This window comes from Ideonella flava, from assembly GCF_051857595.1.
Taxonomy (GTDB): domain Bacteria; phylum Pseudomonadota; class Gammaproteobacteria; order Burkholderiales; family Burkholderiaceae_C; genus Ideonella.
Genome location: NZ_JBPZHD010000003.1, coordinates 402,179 through 415,802, shown reverse-complemented (window position 1 = coordinate 415,802; position 13,624 = coordinate 402,179). Strand labels below are relative to the sequence as shown.

Below are 13,624 nucleotides of genomic sequence, written 5' to 3'. Positions count from 1 at the left end.
AACTTCCGCGCTGGCCTGCCTAAGCTGCGGCCCCTGTCATGCACATGCCGCCCGCCACCTTGTTGATGCCTGCCTGGACGCCGCTGGCCGAGGCGCCGGCCTTGCCGCGCCTGTGGCCGGGCTTCGCCGCGGTGGTCCGGCTGCTCGGCGGCCGGACGTGGACCCTCGCGGGGCAGGGGCCGGCCGCCACCCTTTCTGCAGCGCCCAAGGCACCGCCGGATTGGCGCGAAGCCATCGCCCTGCGATTGCGCTGGCGCGGCCACGACGGCGAGCTGGCGCTCGATGCCGTCGCGCAGGCCTGGTGCCTCGGCGACGAAGTGCCGGGCGACGCGCCGCTCGCTTGGCGACAGGTGCTGCTGGCCGATGCCCTGCAGGGCGGGGCCAAGGCGCTGCTGGGCCACGTGCCCGAATGGGAGCCGGCGGCGGCGCCCTGGCCGCGTGATGCCAATGCCTTGTGGTGCGCGATCGCCCCGGCCTCGTCGCGGCCCGAAGGCCATGCACGTTTGCGCTGGGCCTCGGCCGAGGCCTGGGCCGCTTTTGCTGAAGCCGTCCGCCGCCACCCTCCGCTGCCCCAGGAGGCGCCAGTCGCACGCCGGCAGCGCCTGTCGGCTTGCCTCGTCCCGCTTCGCCTGGAACTGGGCCGTACCCGGCTGGCCCTCGCTTCACTGCGCCAGATTGCGCCCGGCGACATCGTCGCCGTCGACGAATGGCGCCCTCGCGGCCCGGCGATAGGCGTGCAGCTCTATGCCGGCCGGCGTGGCGAGCTGCAGTGGCCGGCCGAGGTGAGGCAGACCCGATTGACCGTTCTTCCTGCCACGGAGCCTGCGATGAGCACCGCCCCCACCTCAGCCGCCCCACCCGCCATGCCGGCCCTCAAGGCCGAGCGCGTCGATGACGACGCGCTGCCGGTCGACAAGCTCGAAAAGCTCGAGGTGGTGTTGAACTTTGACCTCGGCGGCCTGGCGCTGAGCCTGCACGCGCTGGAACAGCTCGCCGCCGGCCACGTGCTGGAGCTGCCGCACCCGCTCAACCAGTGCGAGCTGAGCATCCTGTGCCAGCAGCGCGTGCTGGGCAAAGGGCAGCTCGTCGCCGTCGGCGAGCGCCTGGGCGTGCGGGTGACCGAGTTCGCGGCGGGCGCCCATGCAGCACCTGCCTGATCCGGCCACCGTCTTCACGCTGATCCTGGCGTTCGGCGTTGCGCCGTTCGTCGCGCTGATGATGACCTGCTACACCAAGCTGGTCATCGTCTTCGGCCTGCTGCGCACGGCGCTGGGTCTGCAGCAGACGCCGCCCAACCTGGTGCTCAACGGCATCGCGGTGATCCTGTCGATCTACGTGATGGCGCCGGTGGCGATGGAGATCGGCGACAACCTGCGCCTGCATCCGGCCGCCCCCGGTGCCAGCCCGACCGACCAGATCGCGAGCAGCGCTGCCGCGGCCGAGGGGCCGATGCGCGGCTTCCTCAAGAAGCACGCCCAGCCGCGCGAGCGCCAGTTCTTTCTCAAGACCGCGAAGGAGATCTGGCCAGCGGCACGTGCCCAATCCTTGCGCGACGACGACCTGATGGTGCTGGTGCCCAGCTTCACCCTGAGCGAGATCACCCGCGCCTTCCAGATCGGCTTCGTGATCTACCTGGTCTTCGTGGTGGTCGACCTGATCGTCGCGACCATCCTGCTCGCGCTCGGCATGTCGATGCTCTCGCCCTCGACCATCTCGCTGCCCTTCAAGCTGCTGCTGTTCGTGATGCTTGACGGCTGGGAGAGATTGATCCACGCGCTGGTGTTGTCCTACCGCTGAACTGTGGCGTCAGGCCGAGGCCTACGAGTTTTCGTAGGGCTGGCCGCAACACCCTTACAACCCGTATAGCCCTGCACGGCAGCGGCGACGTAGCATCGCGTCCCTCCGAAGAGCCCAGGGAGCCGCCGTGAGAACGTCCGCGTCGCTTGCACCGTCGTTGCCTGCCCCATCGCCCACCGGGGCGGGGCCGGGCGAGGTGACCACCCTGTTGCAGTCCTGGGCCGACGGCGACCGCTCGGCGCTGGACCGGTTGATCCCCGCGGTCTACGGCCAGTTGCGGCGCGTGGCGCGCTCCGCGGCGCGGGGCGAGCAGCCCGGGCACACCCTGCAGGCCACCGGCCTCGTGCACGAGGCCTTCATCCGGCTGTCGCAGCAGCGTTCTTCGCGCTGGTCCAACCGCTACGAGTTCTACGGCTGGGCCAGCCGCGTGATGCGCCAGGTCCTGGTCGACCATGCGCGAGCGCGACAGGCTCGCAAGCGAGGCGGCGGTGCACCCCACGCGAGCCTGGACGACGAAGAGCTTTCGCTGCAGCAGGTGCTCGCCGCGCCGGAGTCGCGCTGGATGGAGTTGCTGGCGCTCGACGAGGCGCTGAACCGCCTGAAGGCGCTGGATCCGCAGCAGGCCCGCGTGGTCGAGCTGCGTTTCTTCGGCGAGCTCGGGGTCGAGGAGACGGCCCAGTGCCTGGGCATCTCCACGGCCACGGTCAAGCGGGAGTGGGCCACGGCCCGCGCCTGGCTGCTGCGCGAGTTGAAAGCCCGATGAGGCGCGACGAAGACGAGGCCCTGGAAGACGAGGACGCACGCCGCTGGCAGCGGGTCAAGACCGCCCTGGCCGAGGCGCTGGAGCTGCCGCCCGAGGGCCGCGCGGCCATGCTCGCCGAGCTGCGCGGCCGCGATCCGGCGCTGGCCGAGGAGCTGGCCTCGCTGCTCGCTGCCCACGACCAGACCCGTCCGCAGCTGATGGGGCTGGCACCCGGTGTGGTGGATGCGCTGGTGCGCGAGCACGCCGATGCACTGCGCCTGGGCCAGCCGCTGGGGGCCTACCGCCTCGTTCGGCGCATCGGCAGCGGCGGCATGGGCGATGTCTACCTTGGCGAACGGGCCGACGGCGCCTTCGAGAAGCAGGTCGCGATCAAGGTGCTGCGCGACGGCCTGGTGGGCGAGGGGGCCGTGCTGCGCTTCGAGCGCGAGCGCCAGATCCTCGCCCGCCTGGACCACGCCAACCTGGCCAAGGTCTTCGACGGCGGCGTCACCGGGCAAGGCCTGCCGTACTTCGTCATGGAGCTGGTGGATGGCCGTCCGCTGACCGACTACTGCGACGCCCACGACCTGAACGTACGCGAACGGGTAGCCCTGATGCGCGCCGTCTGCCAGGTGGTGCACTACGTCCACCAGCGCGGCGTGATCCACCGCGACTTGAAGCCCCGCAACATCCTGGTCACGCCCGAGGGGCAGATCAAGCTGGTCGACTTCGGCATCGCCAAGCTGATCGAGCCGCTGCCCGAGGCTGCGCGGGACGAGACGGTCACGGCCCTGCGCGCGATGACGCCGCTGTACTCCAGCCCCGAGCAGGTGCGCGGCCAGGCGGTCGGCCCGGCGAGCGACGTCTACGCGCTGGGCGTGGTCCTGTGCCGCCTGCTCGCCGGCCGCTCGCCCTACGACCTGGAGACGACGACAGCCGCCTCGTTTGAACTCGCCCGCGCCATCTGCGAAGAGGAGCCGCTGCGCCTGAGCGAGGCCGCCGCCGGCCAGGAAGGCGCGATGCCGCCGCGGCTGCTGCGAGGCGATCTCGACGCCGTCGTCGCCAAGGCCCTGCGCAAGGATCCGGCGGCGCGCTATCCATCCGCCGAGCACATGGCCGACGACCTGTTCCGCCACCTCGAGCGGCTGCCGGTGGGCGCTCGCCGCGGCGCCACCGGCTACCGGCTCGGCCGCTGGCTGGTACGCCACCGCGCGGTGGCCGCCGGCGCACTGGTGGCCAACCTGGCGCTCGTCGCGGGCCTCGCGCTGGCGCTGGACCAGGCCCACGAGGCCCGCTTGCAACGGCAGAACGCGCAGCAGGCCTCGGCCAAGGTGCGCAGCCTGGCCAACCTGGCGATGTTCGAGGTGCACGACGAGATCGCCAAGCTGCCCGGCTCCATCGACGCCCGGAAGTGGCTGGTGGAGAAGGCGCTGGCCTACCTGGCTGCCCTGGAGGCCGATGCCCCGGGCGACGCCACGCTGGCCCTGGACCTGGCGCGCAGCTACCGGCGCCTGGGCGACATCCAGGGCCGGCCCAACTGGGCCAACCTCGGCGACTTCGAAGGTGCGCTGGCCAGCTACAAGCGCAGCGCGACCCTGCTGCAGGCGCTCGTCGGGCGCGGCTTGCCGGTCACCCCGATCGAGCTCGACCTGGAGCGCGTCGCCACGCTGGGCCGCCAGGCGGCCGTCCTGAGCTACACAGCGCACCGCGATTCGGCCCGCCAGGCGGCAGAGCAGGCCCTGGCACTGCTCGACGAAGCGGCCGCCCAGGCCCCGGGCGACACCCGGGTGATGACGGCCACTGCGAACGTCCACGGCCTGTTGTCCTGGGTGCTGCACGAAAGCGGCGACGCGGCCGGCTTCCTGGCCCATGCCACGGCATGCGAGCTGGTGCTTTCCAGGTTGCTGTCCCTGAAGCCGGACGATGACGACACGGTGGACCTGCTCGTGACCGCCTATGCGCGGCGGGGCGTCTACCACCTCGAGCGCGACCGCAGCACGCAGAGCGCCCAGCAGGCGCTGGAGCCCTTGCAGAAATGGGTCGCGCTGGCCGAGAAAAGGAGCGCGCGATCGCCGCAGGATGCCGGGCTGGCCGGCTCGCTCGCCGAAGGCCGCACCTACCTCAGCCTGGCTTTGCAGCGCACCGGCGAGCCGGCCCGCGCGGCCGCGGTCCTGCGCCGCTCGACCGAGCAACTGGCGTCCATCGCGCGCCTGAACGCGCGCGACGAGCACCTCGCCTTCAACCTGATGAACTCGCGCATCGCACTGGCCCGTGTGCTGCTCGACCAGAAGGATGCGGCCGGTGCCGCCGAGCAGGCCAGGCAGGCCCTGGCGACGTACGAAGAGTCGCCCCCCGCGACCCAGGGCAGCACGATGCACCTGCACACCGCGGCGGAGGCGCACTTCGTCGCCGGCCGAGCCGCCACCGGTCCCGGCGGGCCACCGGGTCCCGAAGCCTGCCAGCACTTCCGTGCGAGCCGTTCGCTGCTGCAACGCATCCCGGACGAGCTGCCCAGCTCCAACGACGGGGAGCTGAGCCGGCAGGACGTCGAGGCGCAACTCGCGCGTTGCGCTGCCTAGCCGGGCCAGACCCGACCCGACCCGGCCCGGCCCAGACCGGCGACGACGATCCGTGCCGGCGGGCACGGCCTGCCGTCCCACGTCGTCGGCCCGGGGGACTCAAGCGCCCAGGTACGCCGCCTTCCACAGCTGGTGTTCCCGCATCCAGCTCTCCAGGCCCTCGGTGCTGGCGCCGGGAATCTTGCCGTCGTCGTCCATGTCGTCGTCCAGGATCTTGTGGGTCTGGGCGACCAGCTCCTTCATCTCGCCGGGCGACAGCGACTGCAGGTATTGCAGCCGCTGCTCCTGCGGCACGTCGTTGGCGTCGAACAGCGGGTTCAGCACGTGCATGGGGCCCATGGCGCCTTCCTGGAAGAAGGACTCGCCGAGGCCGAACAGGGCGTGGAGGGACTGCCAGCTGTTCCAGCCCGGCACCAGCCACTCCCAGTCCTGGACCTTCACGTCGGTGTTGCCGCCGCTCTGGTTCATCAGCTCGCGGGCCTGGTCCCCGGTGAAGCCCAGCGACTTCACCATTGCGGCGTAATCGGGGTTGTCCGCGAACTCGAACTTGTTCTTGTCCTTGGTCACGCCGTAGGCAAACCGCGCCCCGAGGAAGACGGCCTGCACGCCGGCCGCCACCCAGCCGACGATGGGGGCCCAGCCGGCGCCCGCCAGGGTCGCGCCCTCTGCGGCCAGCATCGTGGTCGCCCGGGCGCGCCAGCCCGCCGCGGCGATCTCCACCAGGTCGCCGGCCACCACGCCGCTGGTCAGCAGGCCCGCCGTCATGTCGCCCTCGCCGGTCGTCTTGTTGCGAAGCACGGTGTAGCCGGTGAAATCCTCGACGGCCCAGGCCAGGTCGGCCAACCCCACCAGGCTGCCGAGGGCATTGGACTTGAAGACCTTGGACAACTGCTCGGCGCCGTTGGGGCCCATGCCCGCCTTCTGCAGGCCCTCTTGCAGCTTGCCGCCCTGCATTTCGAGGCCCCTGCCGCTGCGGTAGGCCTCGATCACCACGCCGGTGCCGAACAGCGCGGCGAAGGCGTCGCTGCTGGTGACGCCTTTCTCGTTCGACGCGTTGATCGCGTTGTTCAAGGAGGAGCCGAAGAAGCACACCATGCCCAGCCCGCGCGTGAGCCGCTCGGAGGTCTTCATCGCGTCCGGCAGGGCCTTGGGATCGAAGGGCTGGGCCGGGCCGAACTGCGGCGCCTGGCGCTTGAACTCGTCCATCAGGGCCTTGGCGTCGGCAGCGGACGGCTTCGATGCGCCGGCGGGTGTGCGGGCGTCGACCTCGGCCTGCATCTTCTCCATGAACTTGATCGACTTGTCGACGGTCTTCTCGTCGCTCAGGCCCAGGCGAGCGGCATTCTTGAGCAGCTCCTTGTCAGGGTCGAACCGCTTCCCGTCGAGGCTGCGGTGGAAGGCGACCTGGTTGTAGATGCGCAGCAGCGAGTCGCCGGAGTCGCGGTACCAGTTCATCGTCAGCCGCAGCGTGGAGGTGATGGTTCCGAAAGTCTTGACATTCGTCCTGATCTCGTCGACCACCTGGCTGCTCGGCTTGACCAGCACGCCCTCGCCGCCCCGGGGCAGCTTGCCGTCGAGCAGCGTTTTCAGGTCGGTCTGGTAGTCGTCCGTCAGTCGCTGGAGCTTGTCGCTGGAGACCTTGGCATCCTTGCCCAGCTCGTCGCGCAGCGCCGTCTCCCATTGGTCGGTGCGCTCGTGCAGCTGGTCGGCCAGCTTGTCGGGCAGGTGGTAGTCGCGCACCAGCTTGTCGACGTGGTCCCGCTGCGAGCCGACCACGGCGGCCGGGTTCCAGGGGCTGTTGGCGGGCGCGAAATGCCCGAAGTTGATCTGGCTGGCGCGGTGCCCGTCCAGCGTCTGGTTGTTCTGCAGCGTGCTGAGCGCGACCGGATCCTGGTCCAGCCCCTGGATCTCTTCGCCCAGCCGCTTCTCGTCCGGCACCGAGGGCTTGTCGAAGTTGATGCCCAGCCCGTTGAGGTCACGCATCAGCCCGTCGAGCTGCACGCCGCGCTGCTCGACCTGGGCGTAGGACGGGTCCACGCCGGCGGGCCCATCCTCCTCCATCCTGTAGTAGGTGTCCGGGTTCTCCAGGCGGTCGCGGGTGATGGCGCGCGCCACGCCCTCGGGGTCGAGGTTGCCGTAGTCCTGCACCAGGCGCAGGGCGTTCTTGTTGTCCTCCTGCCACCGCGTGACATCGTCGGAGAGGTTCTCGCGAAACTCCTTGATGCCGCTGCGGATCGAGTTGCGCGTCTTGTCCTCGATGGTCCGGGTCCAGTCGCTGCCGTTGCCGTTCTCCGGCCCGTCCGCATGCTTCCTGGCCGCGTTGCAGAGCGCCACGCTCAGCTTGGCGGCGCCGTGCTCGGCGATGGAGCTGGTGATCTTGTTGTGCAGGCCGTGCTCCACCCCACCTTCGAGCATCAGCGTCGTGAAAGGCGACAACGTGCGATCGCGCGAGACCTGGTCGAAGGCCTTGGCATAGAAGTCCGCGAACTCGTCGGCCCGGTTCGCCCCCAGCGAGTCGGCGCGTTCGACCAGCAGCGACAGGCCCTCGTAGGTCTCGGCGTTGTCCGACACGTCATTGACCAGGAACCTCCACAGCGGGTTGTCCGGGCCCTGGTCGGTGCGGGCCTTGATGGCGTCCAGCATCAGGTTGGCCGCCTCGGGCGGTGCGTTCTCGCCGACCTCGGAGAAGAGCTCGCCCAGCGCGTCCAGCTTCAGGCCCTGGCCTTCGAGCTTCTGGTCGATCTGCTGGTCGAACCAGCTGCGCGAGAAGACGGGCTCGCCGGCGGCCTGCCAAAGCTTCTGGCGCTCGGCTGGATCCTTGGTGGCGTCGAGCTGGTGGTCGAGCAGCTTCATCGCCTTGTCGGCGTCGCCCGTGCCGACCAGGGCCTTGACCTGCCCGGTGGTGTAGTCGCGCCGGTGCTGGGGCAGGGTCTCGTCGAGCAGCTTCAGGAAGACCTTTTCGTCCTTGTGCTCGGCCTGCACCTTCAGGTAGGCGTAGGTCACCGGATCGTCGCCGGCGATGCGGCGCAGCGGGTCATTGATGGTCTTGTCCGAGGTCGCGACCTCGTGCGCCTTGGCCTCGAACTTCCCGAGCTCGCCCTGGGGCGTCTGCGGGCCGTAAGTCGTAGACGCCTGCTTGCCGGATCCCGCCGGCGGCGGGCTTGCGGCCTCCTTGGGCTTGACCGCGGCCGCCGCCTTGAGCGCCTGGTCCACGCCGCCGTCGTCCGGAACGACCAGCAGGTCGTGGGCCAGCATCAGCGAGTCCATCGCCTTGTCCTGCTGGTTGCGGGCCAGGCCGCGGAAGCGGGGGTCCGTCACCGTCTGGCAGGCCGCGTCGAGGATCTGCTGTTGCTTGCCGTCGTCGGATCTCCTGTAGAGCAGTCCGGACTGCACTTGCGTCAGCCGGTCCAGCGCGGTGCGCGAGTCGGTGGGCGAGAGGTCGGTGCGCGCGGTGAGCTTGTCCACCACGCCACGGTAGACGCCGTCGTGCTGGTAGGCATCGAGCACCTTGAACTCGTTCGCCTCGCTGTCGAGGGCGCGGAAGCCCGCGTGATCGACCAGCCGCTTCAAGCCGTCGAGGTGGCCCGGGCCATTCATCGCGAGTTCGCTGAACAGGCCCAACACGCGGTCCTGCACCCGTGAGTTCACGTCATGGAAGCTGCTCGAGCCGATCAGCTCGCGCAGCTGGTCCTTCTGCTTCGCCTCCAGCGGCTGGCCCCCCTTGGCGGCCTGGCTGATCGCGCGGTCGAACTGGCCGATGGCGGCTTCCTGCTGGTTGGTGTCGAGCTGGCGGAAGGCCTTGGTGTGGGTCAGCGCGTCGAGGTCGACGCCGTACTGCAGGTCGTCCTGGTGCCCGCTCTTCGATCGGGTGACCTCGTCCTGCACGCGGGGCGCCAGGGGCTGCGGCAAGTCCTTGCGAGCATCCTGGAGCCGGTAGGTGAAGCTGTCGCCGCGCTGGGCCTTGTCGAGGTCCTTGTCGGGGTTCTGCTGGCGCAGGTTCTCCATCGCGAGCTTGCTCTTCTCGTTCAGCGCCTCTGCGGCCGTCCAACCTTTGGTGCGCTGGTCGAGCTCGGTGCGTTGCTGGTCGGTGAGCAGCAGGTCGGGGTTCTGCTCGACTTCGTGCCAGAGCGTGCCGTCGTGCTTCACGCCTTGCTCGTCGGTCCAGTCTCGGATGGTCAGCTGCACCGGGCTGTCCGGCGCGAGCAGCCGCGCCGCCTCGTCGCGCTGGGCCAGCGGCATGGCCAGCACGCTGCCTTTCTGGCCCTTGGCGTCGGGCTGCACCAGTGCGGCCGCCATCGCCGTCTCGAGCATCGAAGTGTTGCCGGCAGACGACTGATCCAGGTCCAGCCCGAGCAGGCCGAGCAGGTTGTTGGCGCTGTTGGCGCGGTCGCCGCCGGGCATCACCTGCAGGAGGTCATGGGCGATGTGGAAGGCGGCTTCCTTGTCGCCGGCGAGCTCGACGCTGGCCTCCAGGTCGGCCAGCGCATGGTCGTACTCGCCGCGCGTGTCGATGGGGTTGGGGCTGTCCGGATCGGGGCTGCAAGGCGCTTCGGCCTTCGCCACCCAGTCGCCGTCGGTGCTCCTGCTTTCGGTGCCCAGGGCTTTCGCCACGCGGTCGACGACCGGCATGGCGGCGCGCAGGATCGCGCTGCGCTGCTCGCCGTTGCCGGCGGCTTGGAGCTCGGTGCGCAGTTGCTGGACCGCGGCAGCTTCGCCACCGGACGCAAAGGCCGAGGACACGCGCCTGGCCGCCGCATCGGTGCCGGCCTGGCCGCTGGCGGCGATGGCGATGTCGGGCCGTTCCTTCGCGGCGGCGTCGACCAGGCCGCTCCAGCCCTCGTCCTTGGCGGCCATGGCCTTCAGCTGTCCGGCGGTCTTGCCCCCGGCCTCGGTTCCGCCCTCGGCGAGGGCCTCCTTGGCGGCCACTTTCGCGTCGGCCCACAGGCGGCCGGCCGCGGCTTCCTTGGCCTCGACGTCCTTTTTCAGGCTCGCCGTCTTGGCCGCATCCTCGTTCTTCTTCGCCGCCTCCCGGGCCTTCTCGAGCGCCGCCTGCGCGGCGCGTGCCGCCTCGAGAGCGCGGCGGGCCGCCGCCAGCGCCTCGTTCAGGGCGGCTTGCGCATCGGCGCTCTTGCCGTGGTCCGGCTTGGGCTCGGTAGCGTTGTGGACCGGGGTGTGGACGGGGGTGTAGACAGGCGCGTAGCCGCCGATGTTGATCGACACGGGTGGGCTCCTCGTTGGCGGGCAGGAAGGTCCGGCAAGGACCTGGGAGCCCGCGAGCTTAGGAACCCGCCAGGTGCGCGGCAACTACGGAATCGCGGACGGTGCTCAGCCCAGCGTCAGCTCGCAGCGCACCGTGCCCGCGCGGCCGGACGCGGCCTTGAACCCGAGCACCGTACCGGCCGGGGCCCGCACGATCCACTCGGCCCGGGCCCGGTCGGCCGTCACCTCGCGTTCGGGCAGGAAGGCCTGCAGCGAGTTCTTCGGCGCGTGGCCCTCGAGTTGAGGGCCTTCGATGCGGCGCTTGCCGTTGACGAGGCTCGCGCCCGGCGGCAGCTCCAGCTCGAACACGCAGGCCCGGGCCACCTTGCGCTCCAGCGCCCGCTTGGTCACATAACTCGGCAGGTAGCCGGCGTTGCCGACGACGACGGCGACTCGCCAGGTCTGCGGCCCCAACGGCTCGGCGCTCGCCGACAGCAGCTGCAGCTTCGGCAGCGTCAGGCCCAGCTGCGTGAGCCAGGCCGGGAAGCGCGCGACCTCGCGTTCGCGGTACTTCGGCGGCGGGTTGCGCCAGTAGTTCATGCGATCCCAGCCGCCGATCTCCACCTCGCCCAGCTGCGGGTGCGCAAAGGGCCGCCAGTCGTTGTGGGCCCGGCCTTCGCAGTGCTCGTCGCTCCACTTCAGCAGCTTGAGATCGTCTTCCGGCGGGTGGTCGCGGTACCAGTGGATCCAGTCGTACTCGGTGATGCCCGCTTCCTTGTTGGGCGCCCAGATCTCGACCGTCCAGAACAAGGCGCCGAGGTGCTCGTAGACCCAGTCCTGCGTGCCGGTGATGATCTCCTTGGGGTGGTACTTGAAGTCGTGCCAGATGCTGATCGCCGGGTAGCCGGTGAGCTTGGCGCCCAGGTCCGACAGGCGCTTGTAGATCCACAGGTCCTCCGGCGTCATGTCGTCGTCGCTCTGCGTGCCCATGGGCCTCAGGATCACGCCGGAGTGGGTGTGGAAGCTCACCGCCGCGCCTATGTTCGGATGCCTGACGATGAAGTCCACCATCGCCCTGACCTCGGGCTCGCTGGTGGGATAGGGGCCGGCGCCCTGCTGCTCGAACTCCTGCCGCCAGTAGGCGGGGAAGTTGCGGTTCAGGTCCAGGCCCTCGCGGTCGCGGTTGACGCGGATGCCGGTGCCGTCGAAGCCCTGCTCGAGCAGGCCCTCGGGCATCACGCGGTAGTAGCTGCCGCCGAACTCGCCGGGCTCGCGCGGGACCAGCAGGCGCGGCTCTTCGGGATGGGGTTTCCAGCTGCCGTTGGGGTCGCGGATGCGCATCTGCAGGATGCGGCCGTCGCCGTCCGCATCCTGCACCGTCAGGCCCTCCACGTGCGGCTCGTCGAACGGGTACGGCCGCGTGGACGAGCGGATGTGCCGGGGCACGTCGGCCAGCGCGAGCTCGGCACCGTCGGGATTCAGCCGCGGGCAGAGGTAGACCACGCGGGAGTCCAGCAGCTCGGTGACCTTCGCGTCTTCGCCGTGGTTCGACAGCAGCTGGTGCAGCCAGTACAGACACGCGGTGCTGGCGGTCAGCTCGGCGGCGTGGATGTTGCCGTCGACCCAGAAGGCCGGCTTGTCGGCATCGGCGCCGGTGGCCTGGTTCGTCAGCACGGCCAGCCAGATGTCGCGCCCTTCGTGGCTGCGGCCCAGCGAGCGCAGCTCGACCAGGCCGGGCCGGGCTTCGGCGTAGTCACGAAGCAGCTGCGTCAGCTCTTCGTGGCGGTAGAAGCGGTCGAATGCGGGGGTGGGCAATGCGGCAGTGGACATGCTCGTGACACGGCGATGGCGGCGGTCGGCAAAGTGTCGCAGACCGGCCCGCGCCGGTCATTTCGCCCTGGACAGGCCCGGGAAGAGGCTCGACACCGGTCGTGGCTCCCCGCACGCGAGTCGATCAGGGCAAGGGCGGATAGGCGTTGCGCAGCAACATCAGGAACTGGTCGTGGAACCAATGGCCCGCATGCGGCGCGCCCTGCAAGGCATCGACGTTGCCGCTGCCGCACATCGCATCGAAGCGCTTGCCTTCGTCGTTGGGCGTGGTGGCCGTGCTGTCGCTCGTGCCGTCCGACGCACCGGGCGGCTTCACGAACAGGTAGGCATCGAGATAGGGGCGTGTCGCATCCGGCGTGGCGCGAGGGCGCTCGCCGATGCCGGCGTTCCTGACGTTGCACCAGTTGCCTCGGTGGGCCCGGCGGTCTATGCGCATGTCGTCCACGTCGGCCGACGCGTGGGTGGGCCGCCCGCTGCCGCCCCAGCCGTTGCGCGAGGTGTCGACGATGAAGGACAGCGTGCCGGGAAAGCCGGCCGCGACGAACTCGCTGCGCAGCTTGTCGATGTAGGTCAGCTCGTCGATGGCCGGGTTCCATTCGTAGAACTGCGTGGTGCCGCCCGTGCCGATGACGTCGGCGGTGCCGTCGAAGAACGGCTCGTCCAGCGGGGTGTAGTTGGCGGTGTTGGTGGCGAACCCGCGGACGATGTCCAGCCGGCCTTCGGGGGTGGCGCCGGCGATCAGCTCCTTGTAGCCGGCGATCGCCTTGCTGCGGTTGTTGTCCCAGCCCAGCCAGCCCGAATGCGCGATGTCGAGGTACATGGACACGTTCGGGATGGTCGCGAACCTGGCCAGTGCGTAGCGGATGCCCTGCACATAGGTCTGGTTGGCGCTGGCGGCGTCGCAGGCCGCGTGCCCGTTGCCCACGTTGGTGAGCATGTTCGGGTACGAATCCGGCTCGATGATCGTCACGATGCGCAAGCCCGCGTACTTCGGCTGCGACACGATGGCCGCGATGCGGTCGATGTACTGCGTCTCGTAAGTGGCGAGGCCGCCGTTGGCCGCGCTGAGCTCGCCGTTCGAGGCGGCGGCGGCGCAGTCCCGGTCGGGCAGGTCGTAGACGACGATCGTGACGGCCATCGGCGGCACTGCGCCCCGGTCGGCCTTCAAGGCCTGCTGCGCGAGGGCCGCGTCAAGATGGTCGGCCAGGCCCATCGCGCCGCCGGAGGCCTTGGCGCCGTCGATGGCGGCCAGCCGATCGAGCCACACGGCCGTCGGAAAGGACCGGGCGGCGGCGACGCGCGCAGCGTCGGACGGCACGCCGGCCACTCGCGCCGCGGACGTATCGACTGCAGCGACGTAGTCCGCATCCACATACATCAACGCCTTCGCAAAGGGGTTGCCGGACGGCGACGGCGAGGGAGACGGGGAAGGTGGTGGCGATGGCGTTGGCGACGGGGAAGGGGAAGGTGAAGGCGA

At 70.1% G+C, this 13,624-nt stretch carries 7 protein-coding genes; 4 read left to right on the top strand and 3 right to left on the bottom strand.

All coding sequences use genetic code 11. The features are described from left to right. The first annotated feature begins 38 nt into the window (after window positions 1-38). From ACS5PM_RS08580 to ACS5PM_RS08565, 4 genes are all read left to right on the top strand, one after another. Window positions 39-1,157: a FliM/FliN family flagellar motor switch protein gene (locus ACS5PM_RS08580; RefSeq protein WP_439387180.1), complete on the top strand. Its 1,119-nt coding sequence runs from the start codon at window positions 39-41 to the stop codon at window positions 1,155-1,157. After that, window positions 1,141-1,797 carry a type III secretion system export apparatus subunit SctR gene (sctR, locus tag ACS5PM_RS08575; protein WP_439387179.1) on the top strand — a complete coding sequence of 219 codons (657 nt, stop codon included), beginning with the start codon at window positions 1,141-1,143 and terminating at the stop codon, window positions 1,795-1,797. Before ACS5PM_RS08580 ends, sctR begins: the two co-directional genes overlap by 17 nt. Window positions 1,798-1,924: 127 nt before the next feature. Beyond that, window positions 1,925-2,560, top strand: coding sequence for a sigma-70 family RNA polymerase sigma factor (locus ACS5PM_RS08570; protein ID WP_439387178.1), 636 nt, complete (start codon window positions 1,925-1,927; stop codon window positions 2,558-2,560). Beyond that, on the top strand, window positions 2,557-5,118 hold the full coding sequence (locus ACS5PM_RS08565; protein WP_439387177.1) for a serine/threonine-protein kinase: 2,562 nt from the start codon (window positions 2,557-2,559) through the stop codon (window positions 5,116-5,118). The genes ACS5PM_RS08570 and ACS5PM_RS08565 overlap by 4 nt, the downstream gene beginning before the upstream one ends. 99 nt (window positions 5,119-5,217) lie before the next feature. Here ACS5PM_RS08565 and ACS5PM_RS08560 read toward each other — a convergent pair whose 3' ends face one another. From ACS5PM_RS08560 to ACS5PM_RS08550, 3 genes are all read right to left on the bottom strand, one after another. After that, window positions 5,218-10,338, bottom strand: coding sequence for a hypothetical protein (locus ACS5PM_RS08560; RefSeq protein ID WP_439387176.1), 5,121 nt, complete (start codon window positions 10,336-10,338; stop codon window positions 5,218-5,220). A gap of 105 nt (window positions 10,339-10,443) precedes the next feature. Beyond that, on the bottom strand, window positions 10,444-12,147 hold the full coding sequence (locus tag ACS5PM_RS08555; RefSeq protein ID WP_439387175.1) for a M14 family metallopeptidase: 1,704 nt from the start codon (window positions 12,145-12,147) through the stop codon (window positions 10,444-10,446). Between the two features lie 124 nt (window positions 12,148-12,271). Beyond that, complete coding sequence (locus ACS5PM_RS08550; RefSeq protein ID WP_439387174.1) at window positions 12,272-13,525, bottom strand: glycoside hydrolase family 6 protein; 1,254 nt, start codon at window positions 13,523-13,525, stop codon at window positions 12,272-12,274. Window positions 13,526-13,624 lie beyond the last annotated feature (99 nt).